The 19,803-nt window shown below is 66.4% G+C and carries 22 protein-coding genes and 1 pseudogene; 11 read left to right on the top strand and 12 right to left on the bottom strand.

The features are described 5' to 3' along the window. Positions 1 to 59: 59 nt before the first annotated feature. From U873_RS0110010 to U873_RS0110035, 6 genes are all read right to left on the bottom strand, one after another. Positions 60 to 398: a YkvA family protein gene (locus U873_RS0110010; protein WP_025128125.1), complete on the bottom strand. Its 339-nt coding sequence runs from the start codon at positions 396 to 398 to the stop codon at positions 60 to 62. A gap of 225 nt (positions 399 to 623) precedes the next feature. Then, positions 624 to 1,043 (bottom strand): DUF6691 family protein, encoded by a 420-nt coding sequence (locus U873_RS0110015; protein ID WP_025128126.1) that lies wholly within the window; start codon positions 1,041 to 1,043, stop codon positions 624 to 626. Further along, positions 1,040 to 1,480 (bottom strand): YeeE/YedE family protein, encoded by a 441-nt coding sequence (locus tag U873_RS0110020; RefSeq protein ID WP_025128127.1) that lies wholly within the window; start codon positions 1,478 to 1,480, stop codon positions 1,040 to 1,042. Before U873_RS0110020 ends, U873_RS0110015 begins: the two co-directional genes overlap by 4 nt. A 543-nt stretch (positions 1,481 to 2,023) precedes the next feature. Next, entirely contained in the window at positions 2,024 to 2,851 is an 828-nt protein-coding gene (locus U873_RS0110025; protein ID WP_025128128.1) for a sulfite exporter TauE/SafE family protein, read from the bottom strand. Continuing rightward, positions 2,848 to 4,125, bottom strand: a complete 1,278-nt coding sequence (locus tag U873_RS0110030) for an FAD/NAD(P)-binding oxidoreductase (protein WP_025128129.1) — start codon at positions 4,123 to 4,125, stop codon at positions 2,848 to 2,850. The genes U873_RS0110025 and U873_RS0110030 overlap by 4 nt, the downstream gene beginning before the upstream one ends. Before the next feature lie 26 nt (positions 4,126 to 4,151). Continuing rightward, positions 4,152 to 5,036: an MBL fold metallo-hydrolase gene (locus tag U873_RS0110035; protein WP_025128130.1), complete on the bottom strand. Its 885-nt coding sequence runs from the start codon at positions 5,034 to 5,036 to the stop codon at positions 4,152 to 4,154. 251 nt (positions 5,037 to 5,287) lie between these two features. On the opposite strand from U873_RS0110035, the gene U873_RS0110040 reads away from it, so the two are divergent. Further along, positions 5,288 to 6,601 carry a sigma-54-dependent Fis family transcriptional regulator gene (locus U873_RS0110040; protein ID WP_025128131.1) on the top strand — a complete coding sequence of 438 codons (1,314 nt, stop codon included), beginning with the start codon at positions 5,288 to 5,290 and terminating at the stop codon, positions 6,599 to 6,601. A 39-nt stretch (positions 6,602 to 6,640) separates the two neighbouring features. Here U873_RS0110040 and U873_RS37510 read toward each other — a convergent pair. The 3 genes and pseudogenes from U873_RS37510 to U873_RS0110055 all read right to left on the bottom strand — a co-directional run. After that, a pseudogene (locus tag U873_RS37510) lies at positions 6,641 to 6,961 on the bottom strand (tyrosine-protein phosphatase); the annotation flags it as partial. 66 nt (positions 6,962 to 7,027) lie between these two features. After that, positions 7,028 to 7,303, bottom strand: a complete 276-nt coding sequence (locus tag U873_RS36625; protein WP_157838072.1) for a hypothetical protein — start codon at positions 7,301 to 7,303, stop codon at positions 7,028 to 7,030. Positions 7,304 to 7,521: 218 nt separating this feature from the next. Next, entirely contained in the window at positions 7,522 to 8,061 is a 540-nt protein-coding gene (locus U873_RS0110055; protein ID WP_025128132.1) for a GNAT family N-acetyltransferase, read from the bottom strand. 196 nt (positions 8,062 to 8,257) lie between these two features. Here U873_RS0110055 and U873_RS0110060 point away from each other — a divergent pair, with 196 nt between their 5' ends. The 4 genes from U873_RS0110060 to U873_RS0110075 all read left to right on the top strand — a co-directional run bounded on the left by U873_RS0110060 (position 8,258) and on the right by U873_RS0110075 (position 11,224). Further along, positions 8,258 to 9,748, top strand: coding sequence for a helix-turn-helix transcriptional regulator (locus U873_RS0110060; protein WP_025128133.1), 1,491 nt, complete (start codon positions 8,258 to 8,260; stop codon positions 9,746 to 9,748). A gap of 134 nt (positions 9,749 to 9,882) precedes the next feature. After that, positions 9,883 to 10,134 (top strand): CsbD family protein, encoded by a 252-nt coding sequence (locus tag U873_RS0110065; RefSeq protein WP_025128134.1) that lies wholly within the window; start codon positions 9,883 to 9,885, stop codon positions 10,132 to 10,134. A gap of 1 nt (position 10,135) precedes the next feature. After that, complete coding sequence (locus U873_RS0110070) at positions 10,136 to 10,396, top strand: DUF1652 domain-containing protein (RefSeq protein ID WP_043274504.1); 261 nt, start codon at positions 10,136 to 10,138, stop codon at positions 10,394 to 10,396. A gap of 189 nt (positions 10,397 to 10,585) precedes the next feature. Next, positions 10,586 to 11,224, top strand: coding sequence for a trimeric intracellular cation channel family protein (locus U873_RS0110075; protein ID WP_025128136.1), 639 nt, complete (start codon positions 10,586 to 10,588; stop codon positions 11,222 to 11,224). Between the two features lie 75 nt (positions 11,225 to 11,299). Here the strand turns inward: U873_RS0110075 and U873_RS0110080 are convergent, their stop codons facing one another. Both U873_RS0110080 and U873_RS0110085 read right to left on the bottom strand, forming a co-directional pair. Further along, positions 11,300 to 12,694, bottom strand: a complete 1,395-nt coding sequence (locus U873_RS0110080) for a HAMP domain-containing sensor histidine kinase (protein WP_025128137.1) — start codon at positions 12,692 to 12,694, stop codon at positions 11,300 to 11,302. After that, complete coding sequence (locus tag U873_RS0110085) at positions 12,672 to 13,355, bottom strand: response regulator transcription factor (RefSeq protein ID WP_025128138.1); 684 nt, start codon at positions 13,353 to 13,355, stop codon at positions 12,672 to 12,674. The genes U873_RS0110080 and U873_RS0110085 overlap by 23 nt, the downstream gene beginning before the upstream one ends. A 255-nt stretch (positions 13,356 to 13,610) precedes the next feature. Here U873_RS0110085 and U873_RS0110090 point away from each other — a divergent pair, with 255 nt between their 5' ends. From U873_RS0110090 to hcnC, 6 genes are all read left to right on the top strand, one after another. Beyond that, positions 13,611 to 13,952 (top strand): hypothetical protein, encoded by a 342-nt coding sequence (locus tag U873_RS0110090; protein ID WP_025128139.1) that lies wholly within the window; start codon positions 13,611 to 13,613, stop codon positions 13,950 to 13,952. A gap of 39 nt (positions 13,953 to 13,991) precedes the next feature. Next, entirely contained in the window at positions 13,992 to 14,378 is a 387-nt protein-coding gene (locus tag U873_RS0110095) for a hypothetical protein (RefSeq protein WP_025128140.1), read from the top strand. 190 nt (positions 14,379 to 14,568) lie between these two features. Then, positions 14,569 to 15,510, top strand: a complete 942-nt coding sequence (locus U873_RS0110100; RefSeq protein ID WP_025128141.1) for a membrane protein — start codon at positions 14,569 to 14,571, stop codon at positions 15,508 to 15,510. Positions 15,511 to 15,879: 369 nt separating this feature from the next. Continuing rightward, on the top strand, positions 15,880 to 16,197 hold the full coding sequence (hcnA, locus tag U873_RS0110105) for a cyanide-forming glycine dehydrogenase subunit HcnA (protein WP_025128142.1): 318 nt from the start codon (positions 15,880 to 15,882) through the stop codon (positions 16,195 to 16,197). Continuing rightward, the gene (hcnB, locus tag U873_RS0110110) at positions 16,194 to 17,603 is read left to right on the top strand and encodes a cyanide-forming glycine dehydrogenase subunit HcnB (protein WP_025128143.1); all 1,410 of its coding nucleotides are present in this window, start codon (positions 16,194 to 16,196) and stop codon (positions 17,601 to 17,603) included. Before hcnA ends, hcnB begins: the two co-directional genes overlap by 4 nt. Continuing rightward, positions 17,596 to 18,849 carry a cyanide-forming glycine dehydrogenase subunit HcnC gene (gene hcnC / locus U873_RS0110115; protein ID WP_025128144.1) on the top strand — a complete coding sequence of 418 codons (1,254 nt, stop codon included), beginning with the start codon at positions 17,596 to 17,598 and terminating at the stop codon, positions 18,847 to 18,849. Before hcnB ends, hcnC begins: the two co-directional genes overlap by 8 nt. Before the next feature lie 296 nt (positions 18,850 to 19,145). Here the strand turns inward: hcnC and U873_RS0110120 are convergent, their stop codons facing one another. Then, positions 19,146 to 19,757 (bottom strand): glutathione S-transferase, encoded by a 612-nt coding sequence (locus U873_RS0110120; protein ID WP_025128145.1) that lies wholly within the window; start codon positions 19,755 to 19,757, stop codon positions 19,146 to 19,148. Between the last annotated feature and the right edge of the window lie 46 nt (positions 19,758 to 19,803).

Below are 19,803 nucleotides of genomic sequence, written 5' to 3' on the forward strand. Positions count from 1 at the left end.
ATTCTCGTGAGTCGGATGAACACCAGGGCCGCCCCCCAGCCGTTGCGCTTGCCCCTTGTTCAGTCTGGTTCACTGCCGAACCAGTCCGCCAGGCGCGCGCTGGCTTGCTTCTTGACCTCGGCGTTGATGTGGGCGGCCACGGCCACCACTGAACCGGCCAGCAGCCCAAGGTCATCCGCGTATCCGACTCCCGGGATCAGGTCGGGGATGATGTCCAACGGCAGCACGAAGTAACCCAGGGCAGCGTAGATGGTGGTCTTGGCCCAGATCGGGGTTTGCGGTCGTTGCGCGGCGTAGTAGAGCCAGAGGGTTTTCTGGATCAAGGTCCGGCCGATTCGCGAGGTATAGCGGCCGATCTTGCGCCAGAGGCACTGTTCAAGGGATTGGGTGGTCGACATGGCGTACTCCTGGGGGACACAGGTCCGGGCCATAGTCGCCGCCTGCGCGGTTGACCGGCAGAGGCCAATCTTTCCCTGGCCACTTGCGTCGTAGGAGCCGGCTTGCCGGCGAAGAGGCCGGGCCTGGCGCCGTGAAGCCTCTATCAGGTCAGCGGCGCTGGCGAGGACGCTGTCGCTGGCAAGCCAGCTTGCCAGGGGTGCGCTGCAGGCGGGGCGCTGTGCAGTTCAGGGTTGCCGGCGGGCTTCCAGGCGCTGGAACAGCAGCATGCCCACGAGCATGGCCAGGACAAACACCCAGGCTTGCCAGTGCCCGCCGGGCAGCAGCACCAGGGCCGGCCCGGGACAGATGCCGGCAATGCCCCAGCCGATGCCGAACAGCAGGCTACCGCCGATCAGGCGCCGGTCCATGCTGGTTTTGGCGGGGATCTGCATGGGTGCGCCCAGCAACGAGCGGGATTGGCCCATGGCCCAATGAAAGGGCCACCAGGCGATGCCGATGGCGCCGAGCATCACCAGGGCCAGGGACGGGTCCCACTGGCCTGCCAGGTCGAGAAAACCCAGGACCTTGGCCGGGTTGGCCATGCCCGCCAACAGCAGGCCGATACCGAACAGCAGGCCGGCGATAAATGCGCAGAGTTTTCTCATGCCGTCAGCCCCAGCAGATGCCGCAGCACCCAGACCGTGGCGAAGCCGGTGGCCATGAAGCACAGGGTGGCGATGAGCGAACGGGGTGACAGCCGGGAAATGCCGCAGACCCCGTGGCCGCTGGTGCAACCGGCGCCATAGCGGGTGCCGATGCCCACTAGCAGGCCGGCGCTGACCAGGCCAAGCAGGCCACTCTGGAACTCGACGCTTGGCAGGGCGGTGAACAGGCCCCAGAGCAGGGGCGCGAGCAGCAGGCCGATAATGAACAGGGACTTTTCCCCCCAGCCGTCCGTGCCGGGTTGTAGCAGACTGCCGAGCAAGCCGCTGATCCCGGCAATGCGTCCATTGGCCACGATCAGCAAGCTGGCCGCAAGCCCGATCAATCCGCCTCCGGCCAGGGCCGACCAGGGGGTGAAATGCAGATAATCCAGAAGCATATCCTGTTCCTTGTAGGAGCCGGCTTGCCGGCGAAGAGGCCGGTCGTGGCACCGCCATTTTTCCCTTGCAACGCCGGCGTCGGCGAGGGCGCCTTCGCTGGCAAGCCAGCTCCTACGGGTGGCGGTGCGTAGGTTGATGTAGGAGCCGGCTTGCCGGCGAAGGTGCCGGTCGTGGCACCACCATTTTTCCCTTGCAACGCCAGCGTCGGTGAGGGCGCCTTCGCTGGCAAGCCAGCTCCTACGGGTGGCGGTGCGTAGGTTGATGTAGGAGCCGGCTTGCCGGCGAAGGGGCCGGTTGTGGCGCCGCCATTTTTCCCTTGCAACGTTAGCGTCGGTGAGGGCGCCTTCGCTGGCAAGCCAGCTCCTACGGTTGGCGGTGCGTAGGTTGATGTAGGAGCCGGCTTGCCGGCGAAGGGGCCGGTCGCGGCACCACCATTTTTCCCTTGCAACGCCAGCGTCGGTGAGGGCGCCTTCGCTGGCCAGCCAGCTCCTACGGGTGGCGGTGCGTAGGTTGATGTAGGAGCCGGCTTGCCGGCGAAGGGGTCAGTGGGCAATCAGCCCCAGGGCGCCACCGGCCAGCAGCAGCCCGGCCAATATGCCGGTGACGGCGAACAGTTGCTGCAGCCGTGGCCCGGCCAGGCGGCTGGCCACCTGGCGCCCCAGTACCAGGCCCAGCACCGCGCCCAGGGCAAAGGGCGCGCCCACGGCCCAGTGCATTACGCCGCTGACGCTGGCGGTGACCACGCTGCCCAGGGACACCAGGGCAATCACCGCCAGCGAGGTGGCGACGATGCTCTTGCTGTCCAGGTTGGTGTAGCGGCTCAGGGCCGGGATGATCACGAAACCGCCGCCCACCCCCAGCAGCCCGGAAAGCAGCCCCGAGAGCATCCCGGTCAAGGTCAGCGCCCGGGCGCAGGGCAGGGTCCAGCGCAGGCGACCCTGGGCCGGGTTGAGCACGCAGGGCAGGAACGCCGGGCGCGGTGCGGCCTGGCCCTGTTTCAGTTCCAGGCTGGCTTTGCGCAGGATGCGCCCGCAGGCGTACAGCAGCACCAGGGAAAACAGCAGTGCCAGGGGCATGTTCGGCAGGCGGTGGGCCAGCCACAGGCCCAGCGGCGCCATGAGGATGCCGATCCCGGCGACGAACCCCGCCGCGCGGTAGCGCACAATGCCCTGGCGCAGCCCCAGTACCGCGCCGACGCTGGCGGCCAGGCCCACCGCCAGCAGGCCGATAGGGGCGGCCTCGACCATGCTCAGGCCGAGGCCGAAGACCAGCAGCGGCACCGCGAGGATGCCGCCACCGGCCCCGGTCAGGGCCAGGATCGCGCCGATGATCGCCCCCAGCCCGGCGCCCAGCAGACTGTGTTCGCTCATACTTTCGGGGTGTCCGTGGCCGGGTGCGGTTGGGCCAGCCATTCATGGCCCTTGAGCATGCCGCGCCAGTACAGCGGCGGCAGGATCCGCTCCTTCAACCACCAGGCGCGGCGGGTCGGTTGACGGCCGTCCAGCAGCCAGCGCGGGAAGCTCGGCGCCAGCTTGCCGCCGTAGGTGAACTCGGCAAGGACGATCTTGCCCCGCTCCACGGTCAGCGGGCAGGAGCCATAGCCGTCGTATTGCGCCAACTGGGTCAGGCGCTTGAGGGCCACCAGCACATTGTTGGCCACCACCGGCGCCTGCTTGCGCGCCGCCGCGGCGGTCTTGGCGTTGCTGGTGTTGGTGGCGTCCCCCAGGCCGTGGATGTTCACGTAGCGCTTGTGGCGCAGGCTGCCAGGGTCCACGTCGACCCAGCCGGCGGCATCCGCCAGGGGGCTTTCACGGATGAAGTCCGGAGCGCACTGGGGCGGTACCACGTGCAGCATGTCGAACGGTCGTTCCAGGGTTTCCTGAGTGCCGTCGGCCAGGGTACGAACGAAAGTCGCGCGCCGGGCCGGGCCGTCCACCGCTACCAGGTTGTGGCTGAAGGCAAGGTCGACTGCGTATTTCTTGATGTACTCCATCAGCGCCGGCACGTAGTCGGCGACGCCGAACAGCACGCCGCCGGCATTCAGGAAGCTCGGCTTGATCGCTCCCAGGCGGCCGTGGCGCAGCCAGTGGTCGCAGGACAGGTACAGGGCCTTCTGCGGCGCTCCGGCGCACTTGATCGGCATCGGCGGCTGGCTGAACAGTGCCTCGCCCTGTTGCAGTTGCTGCACCAGTTGCCAGGTGTAGGGCGCCAGGTCGTAGCGGTAGTTGGAGGTCACGCCGTTGCTGCCCAGGGTGTCTGGCAGGCCGTCGATGGCCGCCCAGTCGAGCTTGAGCCCGGGACAGACGATCAACTGGTCGTAGGCCAGCACCCGGCCATCGGCCAGGACCAGGGCGTTGTTGTCCGGCTCGAAGCGGCTGACGGCGTTCTGGATCCACTTGACGCCCTTGGGCATCAGCGTGGCCATGTCGCGCACGGTGGATTGGGCGCTGAACACTCCGGCACCCACCAGGGTCCAGCCGGGTTGGTAGTAATGGGTCTTGGCCGGGTCGATGATCGCCACGTCGAGGTGGGGATCGCGGGACAGCAGGCTCGCGGCAACCGCGATGCCGGCGGCACCGCCGCCGACGATCAGCACCTGGTGGCTGCCGTCGACGGCGCGCAGGGCGGGGTTGATGGGACGCATGGCAAGGTCTCCGTGTGGAGTCATAGTTATAGGGTGTTGAGGGGAATCTTCAGGTAGCTGACGCCGTTGTCCTCGGGTTCGGGAAACTGTCCGCTGCGCATGTTGACCTGCACCGAAGGCAGGATCAGCACCGGCATGTCCAGGGTCGCGTCGCGGGCTTCGCGCATCTTCACGAAGCTGTCCTCGTCGACGCCCTGGTGGATATGGATGTTGTTGGCCCGCTGTTCGGCGACCGTGGTCATGTACTGCAGCTCGCGGCCGTTGGGCAGGTAGTCGTGGCACATGAACAGCCGGGTGCTGGGGGGCAGGGCGAGGATCTTGCCGATCGAGCGGTACAGGGTCCGCGCGTCGGCCCCGGGGAAGTCGCAGCGGGCGGTGCCGTAGTCGGGCATGAACAGGGTGTCGCCGACAAAGGCCAGGGTTTCGTCGCCGACCTGTACCAGGTAGGTCATGCAGGCCGGGGTATGCCCCGGGGTGTGCATGGCCCGCGCGGTGAGGCCGCCGATGGCGAATTCGGCGCCGTCTTCGAGCAGCACGTCGAACTGGCTGCCGTCCCGGGCAAAGGCCGGGGCTTCGTTGAACAGCGCGCCAAAGACCTTCTGCACCCGGGTGATCTGATTGCCGATGGCCACCTGGGCCCCGAGCTGCGCCTTGAGGTAGGCGGCGGCCGACAGGTGGTCGGCGTGCACATGGGTTTCCAGGATCCAGTCGACCCGGGCATCCAGTTCTTTCACCCGGGCGATCAGGCGGTCGGCGGACTCGGTGTGGGTGCGGCCGGATTTCGGGTCGTAGTCCAGCACGCTGTCGATCAATGCGCAGTGGCGGCTGGCCAGGTCCATCACCAGGTAGCTGATGGTCCAGGTATGGCTGTCGAAAAACGCTTCTACACGCAGCGTGTCGCTGATGATCATGGGGCACTCCAGGCAATGAAGGTGAGGGCAGTCTGCGCTGACGCTCGTTCCTTGAAGTGTCAATAAGCGTGCCAACCCGAAACGGCGTCGTTTGGCGCCTGTTCATTGGTTTAGACGGTTTTTCAGCCCCCTGGGGATGGGGTCTCGCCAGGACTGTCACCCCGGCCTGGCAGTTATTTGGCAGTTGCTGGCAGAAAATGGCAGTGATGGCGCCCATGCTTTAAGCTGCCGCCTCTGCCCCGGAGTTGCCCATGTCCCTGATTGCCACCGACCTAGTCCCGCCACCGATGTCTGCCCTGGTGTCCTACCTCGAACACGACCCGCAGCCCACCATCGTGCTGGACACCGACTACAACATCATCGCCGCCAACACCGCCTACCAACGCCAGTTCGGCGTGGCCGGCAAGCCCCACGTGGGCGCCAAGTGCTACCGGGTGTCCCACCAGTTCGCCGTGCCCTGCGACCAGGCCGGCGAGCACTGCCCGATGCGCAAGGCCCATGACAGCCGGGTGCCGGAGCGCATGTTGCACATCCACCACACGCCCCGGGGGCCGGAGCACGTGGACGTGGAGCTGCGGCCGATCATTGGCGAGCACGGCACGGTGGTGGCCTATGTCGAGCGCCTGAGTTCGGTGGCCGTGGCCTCGGTGCAGCCCCAGCAGAAGGGCCTGGTGGGGCGCTCGCCGGCGTTCAACGAAGCCTTGAGCGCCCTGCAGCGGGCAGCGCCGGCGCCGATCCCGGTATTGCTCCAGGGTGAGTCCGGCACCGGCAAGGAGTTGTTCGCCCGCGCCCTGCACGACGGCAGCCCCCGGGCCAGCGGGCCGCTGGTGGTGGTGGATTGCACCGGGCTCACCGAAAGCCTGCTGGAAAGCGAACTGTTCGGTTATGAAAAGGGCGCCTTCACCGGCGCTTTGCAGCGCAAGATCGGCCTCGCCGAAGCAGCCCATGGCGGCACCCTGTTTCTCGACGAGATCGGCGAAGTGCCCCTGGCCATGCAGGTCAAGCTGCTGCGCCTGATCGAGTCCGGCAGTTTCCGCCCGGTGGGCAGCCTGCGCACCGTGCACTCGGATTTCCGCCTGGTGGCGGCCACCCACAAGCCGCTCAAGGAAATGGTTGCCGCCGGTACCTTCCGCCAGGACCTGTATTACCGCATCAGCGCCTTCCCGATCCGCCTGCCGGCCTTGCGCGAACGCAGCGACGACTTGCCACTGTTGATCGACAGCTTGCTGCGTCGCCTCGATCCCGGGGTCGTGCCGCGAGTCGATCCCCAGGCCCTGGCCCAACTGAGCCTGTACACCTACCCGGGCAATATCCGCGAGCTGCGCAACATCCTCGAACGGGCGCGGCTGTTCAGCGACGACGGGATGATCCGCCTGGCGGACCTGCCGCCGGAGCTGCGCAGCACGCCGCCGCCAGCGCCGCCCGGCCGCCGCCGCGGTGGCAAGGACCTGGAGCAACTGGCCCATGCCCTGGAGGTGTTCGAGGGGCCCCGCAGTGAGCTGGCCAAGGCCCTGGGCCTGAGCGAGCGGACCCTGTACCGGCGGCTCAAGGCCCTGGGTCTCTGAGTGCCGGTGCTGATCAGGGGCGGCGGTTTCGAGGAACCTGCTTTGCAGCCGCGAGCGAAACGCGGCATCGACTCCCAGCCCCTCGCGCAGGTAGTTCTCCACCGAGCCGTAGTCTTCGCGCATGGCCATGAACGCCGCTTGCAGGTAGCGCGCCTCGACGCCGAGCAAGGGCTGCAGAAGGGCAGGATCGGTACGGCCTTTTGACGCCAGCCTGACGTGTTCGGCGATCCGGCGGTTTTTTTTCCCGAGGTAGCGGTTGGACGCCAGATAGTCCTCCATCACCGTTGCTTCCGGCACCCCCAAGGCCATCAACAGCATGGCCGAAGCGAAGCCGGTGCGATCCTTGCCCGCAGTGCAGTGGTAGGGAACCGGGGGGCCTGGTCATCGAGCAGGCCATGCAGCTAGGCTCGAAAGAGCGAGCTCTGCTCACGGACGAATTGGATGTTGGCCCTGACCAGCACATCCTCCAGGTGCAGCTCGGCGGTGTCGCCACTGTTGATGCGCCGAGTCAACATCGCGGATGTCGATGTTGCCGGCACTGATCGGCATCTCGATCCGCCGCTCCAGCAGATCTGGCGGCAGACGCTCGGGGGCGAAGGCGATTTCGCAGACCAGGGCGGCCAGCGGGGAACTGAACAGGAGCAGGGAACCGGCAATTGCGAGCAAGGCGGAGCGCGCGTAAGGCGTTGTTGTTTTTTTCATTGCTGCTTCTGAATGTCTGTTTTTGCGTCGAGCTACCTTAGAGTTGTGGAACGGGGGAGAGGGGCTATCGGAAATGCAGCGGGGGCCGGGCATCGTCTATTCGGACTAGTTGCTGTGTTGCCGGCACTGCAGGTTCAGGCCGCTGGGGGCTGAACGCGCGGGGTTCTGGAGGGAGGGGCCGACGGAGCAGGCGCTGCCCCTGGGTGGGATCTCGAGCGTCAGGCCGGGCGTTCGCCGGTGCGCGGCAGGTCGCAGGCCATCACCCACATGCCGATCTGCTCCATGTCGGTGCTGAACGGCACTTCGCCGATCTGCCGCAGGCCGGCACTTTCATAAAAGCGCCGGGCACCGGTGTTGCTCTTGAGCACGTCCAGCCACAGGCACGACTCACCGGCGGCACTGGCCCGTTGCAGCACATGTTCCAGCAGGCGCCGGCCATACGCCTTGCCGGCCTGGGACTTGAGCAGGTAGATCTTCTGCAGTTCGGCGCCGAGCCGGTCGCTGCCCGGGGTCGGGCGGCCCCAGTTGAGCTTGGCGAAACCGATGGGCTGTTGCTGTTCGTCCAGGGCCAGCAGCCACAGGTGCAGGTGCCTGGCGGCCAGGGAGGCTTCGAGGGTCTGCGGGGCGAAGTCCTGGGCCAGAAACTGCTGCATGCCGTCGGCGGTCCAGATCGAGGAGAAGTGCTCGCGGTAGGTGGCACACCCGATGGCCTGCAATGTATCGATGTCGCGGCCTTCGGCCTCACGAATGGTGATCATGCTTCGCTCCTTGAGGAGGGGCGGGTTCTGGCGTATCCGCCCGGGCCTGGCAGCTTAACCTCTGGGAAGAGGGGGCTCCAGTTCTCGCGATGCATGCTTCAGGGCACGATGGCGGTGTGCCGCGGTCGTAGTTTCAATCCCTTCTATCCGGTGCCCTGGCCGTTCGCGGCGGCGCCGGGTTTCCTCCGGAGATGCCATGAGCCAGGCCGTACTCGCCACTGAAACCAATCGCCGTCAATTGCAGCAGATCATCTCCGGGCTGTCCGACGGGGTGATCCTCATCGACCCCGACAAGACCCTGCTCTGGGCCAACGAGGCGGCACTGGCCATGCACGGGGTCAGCGAGGTCGGCGAACTGGGCAGCAATGCTCGGCAATACGCGCGGCGCTATGCCTTGCGCTACCGCAACAACCATCCACTGACCCTGGACAGCTACCCCATCAGCCGGGTGGCCGCCGGCGAGACCTTCAGCGATGTGGTGGTGGAGGTGCAGGCCGAGATCGACGGTGAGCCCCGGCACTGGGTCCACCGGGTGCGCAGCATGATCCTCACCGATCGCAGCGGCGCCCCGGAGTCCCTGGTGCTGATTCTCAGCGATGCCACCGACTGGGCCAGCGCCGAGCAGCGTTTCGAGAAGACCTTCAACGCCAACCCGGCGCCGGCGGTGATCTGCCGCCTCAGCGACCTGCGCTACATCAAGGTCAACCAGGGGTTCCTGGAGATGACCGGCTACGCCCGGGACCAGGTGATCGGCCGTTCGGTGTACGAGCTGGATGTACTGGAGGATGCCGAGCACAAGGACCTGGCCGTCGAACGCCTGGGGCAGGGCGCGACCATCCCGCAGATGCAGGCCGAGCTGCGCCTGCCGGAGGGCGGCAGCAAGCTGGTGATCGTCGCCGGCCAGCCCCTGGACATCAACGATGAGGACTGCATGCTGTTTTCCTTCATGGACCTGGAGCCGCGGCGCAAGGCCGAGATTGCCCTGCGCCAGAGCGAGGAGCGTTTCGCCAAGTCGTTCCGCCTGACCCCGGTGCCGACCCTGGTGTGCAGTGCCGAGCAGCAGATCGTCGACGTCAACGAGGCCTTTCTCAACACCAGCGGCTACTGCAGCGAGGAGCTGCTGGGCAAGACCGTGGCGGCCACCGGGTTCATCTGCGAGGGGGTGGCGGCGCAACTCTTCGGCCAGTTGGAGAAGGCCGGCCGGATCGACGGCCTGGACCTCAAACTGTGCAAGAAGGGCGCGGAGCAGATCGACTGCGTGGCCTACGCCGACACCCTGAACATCCAGGACAGCCCCTGCTACCTGCTGGTGCTGATGGACATCAGCGAGCGCAAGCGTTCCGAACTGGAGCTGGTGGCGGCCATCGAAGAGGTGATGCGCGACGCGTCCTGGTTCAGCCAGACCCTGATCGAAAAACTCGCCAATGTGAAACGCCCCAAGGCCGCCGAGGCTCCCGGGGTGTCGTCCGCCGACCTGAGCGCCCGTGAGCGCCAGGTGCTGGGGTTGATCTACCAGGGGCTGGCGGACAAGGAAATTGCCGCGCAGCTGAAGCTGGCGCCCAACACCGTGCGCAATCATGTCGCTACCCTGTATTCCAAGCTCGACGTGCACAGCCGTGGCGAGGCCATCGTCTGGGCCCGTGAGCGGGGCTTGTTTGTCGGCACCGGTGAGCGCTCGGCCGGTTGAACTGGTGCAAATGCACCAGTGCCGACAGTGCAAATGCGCCTGTTGCCGAGGCGTGGTTTTTTTACGCTGTGATTCTGCGCAAGGCTCTGCAACGGGCTTGTGCGGTTGATAAACCACAGCAAAGGGAAGCCGGAATGGGTAATCAACAGATCAAGGGCAGCGTGGACAAGGCGGCGGGCAAGGCCCAGTCCGTGCTGGGCGAATGGCTCGACGATGACTCGATGCAGGCCCGGGGCAGGGCCCGCGAGGCCGCGGGCCAGTTGCAAGAGCACTATGCCCAGGCCCTGGACCAGGGCGCACGCTGGGTGCGGGAAAAACCCCTGCTGAGCCTGGCCGTGCTGGCCGCTGCCGGCCTGCTTGCGGGCCTGCTGCTGCGGCGTCGTTGAGATGCCGGCGGTGATCACCCAAGCGCAGTTGCGCAGCTACATCGAACAACGCCTGGCGCCCCTGGCCTGCAGCTTCAGCCAGGCCGGTGATGGGACCCTGACCCTGCGGGTGTTCGAGCCGCAAAGCGGTCGGGTCGATCTGGTGGTGACCGGCCTTGGGGTCAAGGCGCTGCAAAGCGAGGCCGATGTGCTGCGGATGATCGACGAGCTGCTCTACGAGCTGGACAGCAACTCCCTCGGGCAGGTCGACCTGGCGCCTTGATCGACCCGGGGCATGGCGCGCCGGTGAATGGCGGCGCCAGCCGCGCTGGACTATAAGCAAAGGGTTGCGGGCCGGGGTCCCGGCCGCTGCCGCCAGCCTTTGCAGGTGTCCGCGCATGCCTTCGTTCCGCTGTTTGCCCTTGCCCTTGCACAACCTTTCGATGATCCCGCCCACACCAGGGGCAGAAGGATGAACGCCCGGGCCCAGGGCGTGCCCCGGCGGTTGGAAAACATCGTCCTGGTGGCGGACCTGGCGGGCACCGCGGTGTTCGCCGTGGAGGGCGCCATCAGTGCCATGCGCGCCCAGCTCGACCTGCTGGGGGTGATGGTGATCGCCTTGATCGTCGCCCTGGGCGGCGGTGTGACCCGTGACCTGCTGATCGGCGCGACCCCGCCCAAGGCGGTGGCCGACTGGCGCTACCCGGCACTGGCACTGCTGATGGGCGGGCTGGCGTTTGTCGCCCGGGACTGGGTGCTGGGGCTGTCCGGGCCGTGGCTGATCCTGCTGGATGCAGCGGGGCTCGGGCTGTTTGCCGTGGCAGGGACGCAAAAGGCGCAGAACTTCGGCATCTCGCCGTTTGTGTCGATGCTCATGGGCACCGTGACCGGGGTCGGCGGCGGGGTGCTGCGGGACATTGTCCTGGCGCGCATTCCCCTGGTGCTGCAGGTCGACCTGTACGCCAGCTCGGCGTTTTTCGGCGCAGCCACCCTGGTCATCGCCCGGCGCCTGGGCTTGCCGCCGCTGTGGTGTGCCTGGCTGGCGGGCCTGGGCTGCTTTGCCTTGCGCATGCTCTCGGTGCGTTACGGCTGGCAGTTGCCCAGGGCCTGATCCGCCCGGGGCCGGCCTGGGCAGCCATCGAGCGGCAGGCAGCGCTGGCCAGGTCTCGGGTTCGCCAGCCGCTTCTCAGCTTTCGGCGATCAGGCTCGGCCGGCAGTCCAGGCTCAGGCGCGCGCCACCGCGTTCGCTGGTGCCCACCTCAAGCTTGAAGCCGTGCAGGCTGACGATGGCCGCGACGATCGACAGGCCCAGGCCGAAACCGCCCTGGGCGTTGTTTTCATCCACCCGGTAGAAGCGCCGGAACACCGCTGCCCGTTCCGCCGCAGGAATGCCCGGGCCGGAGTCGAGCACTTCCAGGCGCGGGCTGCCGCCGTCGTCGAGGCCGCGCAAGATCACCTCGCCCCCCGGCGGGGTGAACTTGATCGAATTGCTCAGCAGGTTGGCCAGGGCCTCGAACAGCAAAGCCCGGTCGCCGGTGAGGCGCGGCAGGCTCGAAGGCACGTCCAGCACCAGGTTGAGGCGGCCTTCTTCGGCCAGGGGCAGGTAGAAGTCGTGCAACTCCTGCAGCAGGGGCAACGGGTCGAGCTCGAGGAAACCCGAGCGCCGCTGCTGGTCTTCCAGTTCGGAGATGCGCAGCAAACCGCGAAAGCGCGCCATCAGGGTGTCGGCTTCCGCCAGCAGCTGGTCCATCTGCAAGGCCTGGGGCGTGCCTTCCTCGGCCTGTTGCTGCAGGCGGTAGAGCTGGGCCCGCAGGCGGGTCAGCGGGGTGCGCAGGTCATGGGCGATGTTGTCGCACACACCCTTGACCTCATGCATCAGCCGCTCGATCCGTTCGAGCATGGCGTTGACGATGGCCGCCAGCATGTCCAGTTCGTCGCGCCGGTCCGACAGCGGCAGGCGCCGGGTCAGGTCGCCGGCGACTATGGCCTCGGCGCTGGCCTGGATCTGGCGGATGCGCCGCAGCGGCCGGCGGCGCAGCAGGTGCCAACCGGCAGCCCCGGGAATGATGGTCAGGGAAATGCCCCAGAGCAGGGCGTGGAGGATGATCCGGGTCACCGCGAACAGCGAGCCGTTGTCGCGCACCAGCACCAGCCAGCGGCCGTCCCGGGTGTGGGTGGCCACCGCATCGCAGCTGTCGCGGGGCAGGTTCGGGTCGTCGGAGTCGATGCAGTTCTTCAGCTCGTGGATCTTGCCGTCCAGGGGCAGGTCGTCGGGGATCTGGCGGATCGGCCCGCTCAGCGGCCGGCGCTGTTCATCGAACAGGCCGTAGGCGTCGATGGCGCGCATGTCGAAGGTCATGCTGGTGGTCAGGGCCTCCACCAACTGGTCGCCCTCGAAGCGTGCGAACAGGTGCTGGCGCTGCATCAGCGAGTGCTTGGCCAGGCTGTCCAGGTAGGTGGAAACCTCGTAGTACAACACCCCCATGAGGATGCAGCTCCAGGCCACGAACAGCGTGCTGTAGAGCGCCAGCAGGCGGCTGCTGGAGGAGCGCCAGCCTTTAGAGGGGTTCAGCAATGACATAACCCGAGCCTCGCACGGTGCGGATCAACGGGGTCATGCCGGGCGGGTCGATCTTCTTGCGCAGGCGGCCGATGTGCACGTCGATCAGGTTGGTTCCCGGGTCGAAGTGATAGCCCCAGACCTCCTCGAAAATCATCATCCGCGAGAGGATCTGCCCAGTGTTGCGCATCAGGAATTCCAGCAGCTTGTATTCGGTGGGCAGCAGCACCAGCGGTTGTTCGGCGCGGGTCGCCTCGCGGCTGATGAGGTTCAGCTCCAGGTCGGCCACCCGCAGGCTGGTGTCGAAATCCTTGACCGTGCTCTTGCGCCGCAGCAGCACCTCGACCCGGGCCGCCATCTCGTCGGAGGCGAAGGGCTTGGTCAGGTAGTCGTCGCCGCCGGCGCGCAGGCCGCGCACTCGCTCGTCGACGTCGGACAGGGCGCTGATCATCAGGATCGGCGTCGATACGCCAATGGTGCGCAAGGTGGTGACGATGGCCAGGCCGTCCAACTCCGGCAGCATGCGGTCCAGGGTGATCAGGTCGTAGTCGCCACTGACGGCACGTACCAGGCCTTCGCGGCCGTTGTCCACCCAGTCCACGTCGAGGCCGTGGCTGGTCAGTTCGGCGACGATCTCCCGCGCCGTCACGGCGTCGTCTTCGATGGTCAGAATGCGGGTCATGGGTTTGTACCTGTTCAGCGGTTCATCACACAGGAAGGCATATTGCCAAGAAACCTGCGCCAGGTTCCTAAAAAAACTTTCACTTGCGCTCCCGTGCCCCGGGAAACCGCTGGCAATTGCAGCACCGGCAGGGGCACTGTTCGATCGAGCCGCGGGTTCCGCGAACGGCCTCCCTGGCAAAGCGTTCGAGCCTGAGTGCGCCAGAGGGGGGAAGCTTGATATTATCCGGCCGGTTTCTTGCCAGGAGGCGCAACCATGAATGCCCGCATCCGGGTCGGCTGGAAGCCATTGACCCTGCTGTGCCTGATGCTGCTGGGCAGCACGCTGGTGCTGGCGGCCAATCAGCCCTGTTCCGGTCGCAAGGGCGGCGTCGCCCGCTGCGACGGCGAGCTGTTCCTGTGCAACGACGGCTCCATCAGCGCCTCGAACAAGAACTGTGCGCTGATGTTCGGCCAACCTTCTTCCACGCCTCGGGCCCAGCCGATACTGCGCGATGCCCAGGGCTGCAGTTGTGGCAGTGGCAGTTTCTGCACCGGCCCCCGGGGCGGGGTGTACTGCCTGACCCCCGGTGGCAGCAAGAGCTACAAGCGGCGTTGAAACCTCCGGTGGACCTTCTCTGTATCAAGGTGTTGTGCAATGAAATACGCATCACGTTTCAAAGGCCTGCTGTGGCTGCTGTTGGCCAGCCTGTTGCTGAACCTCGCCGTGGATCTGGCGCTGCGCCTGCCGGGCTACCTGGAGGCCTATGCCGCCGATCCGCGCTATGCGCGCTGGATGCTGGGGTATCGCGGCCTGGACGTCCTGGTGATCGCCCTGATGGCGGTGGTCGTGCCGGGCATCCTGCGCCTGCTGGATTTTCGCCGTTCGGCCTGGCTGGCATTGCCGCTGTTTGCCTTGTGGGGGCAGGGCATCGCGCAACTGGCGCTGCTGGCCAACTGGCTGCTGGCACTGTGGGTCCTGGTGCTGGTGCTGCACTGGTGCGCCACCCGGGGCCGGGAGCTCTACCTGGGCTGGCGGGCCTGAACGCCGGGCGGGCCGTGCAGAACGCCCGCCCGAAAACCCCCGGGTCGGTAAATTGCACGATCGCGGATTATTTATTTATCGCAACTCATTGAAATTCAAGGGTTTGTAAAGTTCGTGCAACTGGCACGGTGACTGCAATTCTCCCCTCGAGAGTTGTAACACCATTTTTCATGCCTGGAGCAGAACAACAATGAACAGACCCTCTGAACACCTGGTCGCCACCGCGGATGCCTCGAGCCATTACTCGGGGGTGTCCTGGGCGGCGATCTTCGCCGGTGCCGCGGCGGCGGCGGCCTTGTCGCTGATCCTTTTACTGCTGGGCTTGGGCCTGGGCTTTTCCGCGGTTTCGCCCTGGGCCGGCAGCGGCGTCAGTGCCAAGGGGCTAGGCATCTCCAGCATCGTCTGGTTGGCCCTGACGCAGATCATCGCCGCCGGCCTGGGCGGTTACATCGCCGGACGCCTGCGGGTGAAGTGGGCCAACCTTCATGGCGATGAAGTGTATTTCCGTGATACCGCCCATGGCTTCCTGGCATGGGCCGTGGCCACCCTGGTCACCGCGACCCTGGTGCTGGGCTCGGTCAGCAGCGTCATCAGCGGCGGCGTGCATGCCGGCGCCCAGGTGGCGTCCGGAGCGGTTGGCGCAGCGACCCAGATGGCCGGCCACGCGGCCAGCCAGGGCGGCGAGGGCGACTACGGTTACTTCGTCGACAGCCTGTTTCGCGACGATCGCCCGGCAGCGGTCAGCGATGACGCGGCCCGCGGGACGGTGTCGCGGATCTTCGTGCGGACCTTGAGCAACGACGGCCAACTGGCCCCCGAGGATCGCAGCTACCTGGCGCAACTGGTGGCCCAGCGCACCAACCTCAGCCAGGCTGATGCCGAGCGCCGGGTCGATGAAGTCTTCGCCAAGGCCCGCCAGGCCGTGGAAGAGGCCAAGCAAGCGGCCAAGGAAGCTGCCGACAGCGCCGCTAAAGTGGCGGCCTGGTCGTCGCTGTGGATGTTTATCGCGCTGTTGTGCGGGGCCTTCTTCGCCAGCCTCGCGGCCACCTTCGGCGGTCGCCGTCGGGACGCCGTGGTGTGGCTCGCCAGCGATGCCCAGCCGCGTACCGTCGCCCCCACCCCCGTCAACTGATCCAGGAGAATTCCCATGCGCTCATTACTCTTGTGGTTCCTCGGTGTGCCGATCCCGGTGATTATCCTGATCGCCATCTTCATGCACTAAGCCCGCTTTCCCGCTTCATCCCCTTGCCGTTGCCGGCCTCTGCCGGCAACGGTTTTTTTTGTGTCCAGGGTCTCACTTCGGTGCGCCACAGGCCGCGACCGTGCCTGGCGCAGCCCTTTGCTTGGCCCAGATCAATATTCTTGTCTGACAAAACCACTAGATTGGCCCGCGCTCGGTTCTGACAGCGTTATCGGAACCGCGGTGTTGCCACGTCCTCGCCCCGGGACCCTGGGCGGCGGGATGCCGGCAACCCCACTCACTTTTCACGGATGAACCGCCATGCGTCAGATAGACCGCAACTTTGATATCCAGCCGCTGCAGCATGCGGACATGACCATCAGCCTCAATGGCCAGCCGGTTACCGCCGCCCTGGGCGAGACCGTCCTCAGCGTGATCCAGGCCACCGGCCTGCGCCAGGTGGCGCGCAATGACCATGGGCAGCTGGTCGGAGCCTATTGCGGCATGGGCGTATGCCATTGCTGCCTGGTGCAGATCGATGGCCGACACAAGCGCCGGGCCTGCCAGACCCTGGTGAAGCCGGGGATGCAGGTGCAGACCCTGAGCAACCGCATCAACGAGACGGAGCCCAGCCTATGAGCCTGAACCCGGTGATCGTCGGCGGTGGGCCGGCGGGCATGGCTGCGGCCATCGAACTGGCCGAGCACGGCGTGCACAGCACCTTGATCGAAGAGGCCTCGCGCCTGGGCGGGGTGGTGTTCCGCGGGCCGCTGCGCGATGGCGTGCAGCTCGATTACCTGGGGCCGCGCTATTGCGAGATGCTGGCCAAGCTGCACGGCGACTTTGGTGACCACGAACAGCTGATCGACGTGCGCCTCAACAGCCGGGTGGTCGGTGCCGAGGGCCATGAAAGCCTGGTACTGCTGGACGCCGACGAGCAGGTGCAGCAGGTGGCCTATTCACAGTTGCTGCTGGCCGCCGGCTGCCATGAGCGCAGTGTGCCGTTCCCCGGCTGGACCCTGCCCGGGGTCAAGCTGCTGGGGGGCCTGCAACTGCAGATCAAGAGCGGGGTGGTCAAGCCCCAGAGCCCGGTGGTGATCGCCGGCACCGGGCCGTTGCTGCCGCTGGTGGCGTGCCAGCTGCATGCCTCGGGCGTGCGGGTGGCCGGGGTGTACGAAGCCTGTGCCCTGGGCAAGATCGCCAAGCAGAGCCTGGCGTTGCTGAACAAACCCCAACTGTTTCTCGATGGCCTGAGCATGCTCGCCTACCTCAAGCTGCACGGCATCGCCCTGCGCTACGGCTGGGGCGTGGTCGAGGCCCAGGGCCAGGACGCCTTGAACGTGGTCACCCTGGCGCCTTATTCCAGCGACTGGCAGCCGGACATGTCCAAGGCCCAGCGCGTGGCCGCCCAGACCCTGGCGGTGGGCTACGGCTTCATTCCGCGTACCCAACTGAGCCAGCAGATGGGCCTGGAGCACAGCTTCAGCGACGACGGCTACCTGCGGGCCGACGCCAATGCCTGGCAGCAGAGCAGCGAACCGCACATTCACCTGGCCGGCGACATGGGCGGCATTCGCGGCGGTGAGGCGGCCATGCTCAGTGGGCGCATCGCTGCGCTGTCGATCCTCATGCAGCGCAATGTCCTGAGCGGCGAAGCAGCCCTGCAACGGCGCGAGGGTTATGAGCGCAAGCTGGCCTCGATCCTGCGCTTTCGCGGTGCGGTGGACCGCTATACCGCGCGTGGCGTTGGACAGATAGAACTGCCCAAGGGCGACACGGTGATCTGCCGTTGCGAGCACACCACCCGCAACGACATTGAGCGGGCCCTGGCCCAGGGCGTGCAGGACATGGCCAGCCTGAAGATGCGCACCCGGGTGAGCATGGGCGACTGCCAGGGGCGGATGTGCGTGGGCTACTGCAGCGATCGCCTGCGCCAGGCCACCGGACGCAAGGACGTGGGCTGGATACGCCCGCGCTTCCCCCTCGATCCGATTCCGTTCTCGGCATTCCCGCCATCTGACCAGGAGGTCTCGCAACATGACTAAGCATTACGACGTGGTCATCGCCGGGGGCGGTGTGATCGGGGCGTCCTGCGCCTATCAGTTGTCCAAGCGCCAGGGCCTCAAGGTGGCGCTGATCGACGCCAAGCGTCCGGGCAACGCCAGCCGCGCCTCGGCCGGCGGCCTGTGGGCCATCGGTGAATCGGTGGGCCTGGGCTGCGGGGTGATCTTCTTTCGCATGATGTCGGCCAACCGCAAGCGCGAGGCCCAGGGCTCGGCGGTGGTGGTGGACTCCAGCACCCCGCACATCCTGCCGCAGTCGTTCTTCGACTTTGCCCTGCAGTCCAACGAGCTGTACCCGCGCCTGCACCGCGAGCTCATGGGCCTGCACGGCATGGACTTCAAGTTCGAGCAGACCGGGCTCAAGTTCGTCATCTATGACGAAGAAGACCGCCTCTACGCCGAGCACATCGTCGGCTGCATCCCGCACCTGGCGGACCAGGTGCGCTGGCTCGACCAGGCGGCCCTGCGGGCCTCTGAGCCGACCATCAGCCACGAAGCCCAGGGCGCCCTGGAGTTCCTCTGCGATCATCAGGTCAACCCGTTCCGCCTGACCGACGCCTACACCGAAGGCGCCCGGCAGAATGGCGTGGATGTGTATTTCAACACCAACGTCACCGGCGTCCTGCGCCAGGGCAACCGGGTCACTGGGGTACAGACCGCCGAGGCCGGTGTGTTCCATTGCTCGACCCTGATCAATGCCGCCGGCGCCTGGGCCGCCGAGCTCAGCCTGCAGGCCACCGGGGTGGAGATTCCGGTGAAGCCGGTCAAGGGCCAGATCCTGCTCACCGAGCGCATGCCCAAACTGCTCAATGGCTGCCTGACCACCAGCGACTGCTACATGGCGCAGAAGGACAACGGCGAGATCCTGATCGGCAGCACCACCGAGGACAAGGGCTTCGACGTCAGCACCACCTACCCGGAAATCAACGGCCTGGTGCAGGGGGCGGTGCGTTGCATCCCCGAGCTGGCCAACGTCAACCTCAAGCGTTGCTGGGCCGGATTGCGCCCGGGTTCGCCGGACGAGTTGCCGATCCTCGGGGCCATGGACGGGATCGAGGGCTACCTCAATGCCTGCGGGCATTTCCGCACGGGCATCCTGACCTCGGCGATCACCGGTGTACTGCTGGACAAACTGGTGAACGACGAACCTCTGCCGCTGGACATCACACCATTCCTGGCCCGGCGTTTCGCCACCGCCCCGGCGAAAAAACAGCCGCTCCCCGCCTGACCCCCAGTCCTCTTCGCCGGCAAGCCGGCTCCTACAGGGAACGGCACGGTCTATCTGCCTGCTGTAGGAGCTGGCTCGCCAGCGAAGGCGGCTTCAAGAGCGCTGCAATACTCGCGACCCTCTTCGCCGGCAAGCCGGCTCCTACAGGGGACCGCACGGTCTACCTGTCTGCTGTAGGAGCTGGCTCGCCAGCGAAGGCGGCTTCAAGAGCGCTGCAATACTCGCGATCCTCTTCGCCGGCGAGCCGGCTCCTACAGGGAACGGCACGGTCTATCTGCCTGCTGTAGGCGCTGGGCTCAGGCGGCAGGGGTGGCAAGGAACACTGGCAGTTGCTCGGCGTATTCGGCAAAGCCGCGCACCGCCGGGAATTGCTCGGGACCGAACTGGTCCGCCACCATCATCTGACTGAAGCTCCAGGCCACCGCCAGGCTGATCCCGGCCTGGCTCAGGGAGCCGTCACGGGGCAGCGGTTGATGCTGCAACTCTCGCTCCAGCTCGGCATAGGCGGCCTGCAACTGGCCGCCGATCCGCTCCAGCCAGGGGCCGTGCTGTTTCTCCAGCGGGCGCAGTTTTCTTTCGTAGACGATCTGCACCGACTTCTCGCAGGCCGCCAGGGCCAGGCCGATCAGGCGCAACTCATGCAAACGCTGGGGCGCTGCCTGGGGCATCAGGCTGTTTTGCCCGCCGGCCAGGGTTTCCAGGTAATCGATGATCAGGCTCGAATCCATCAGCACCTTGCCACCCTCGCAGACCAGGGTCGGTGCCTTGACCACCGGGTTGATCGCCTGGAACTGTTCGAAGGTGCTGAACACCGAGACCGAGTGATGCTCGAAGGGCAGCTTCAGGCATTTGAGGCTGATGGCCACGCGGCGCACGTAGGGTGAATCGAGCATTCCAATAAGCTGCATCGAGTATCTCCTGGTCTTGAGTGGTACTACGCAAGGGAGCGGCGCG

The sequence above is a fragment of the Pseudomonas sp. PH1b genome (assembly GCF_000633395.1).
GTDB lineage: Bacteria > Pseudomonadota > Gammaproteobacteria > Pseudomonadales > Pseudomonadaceae > Aquipseudomonas.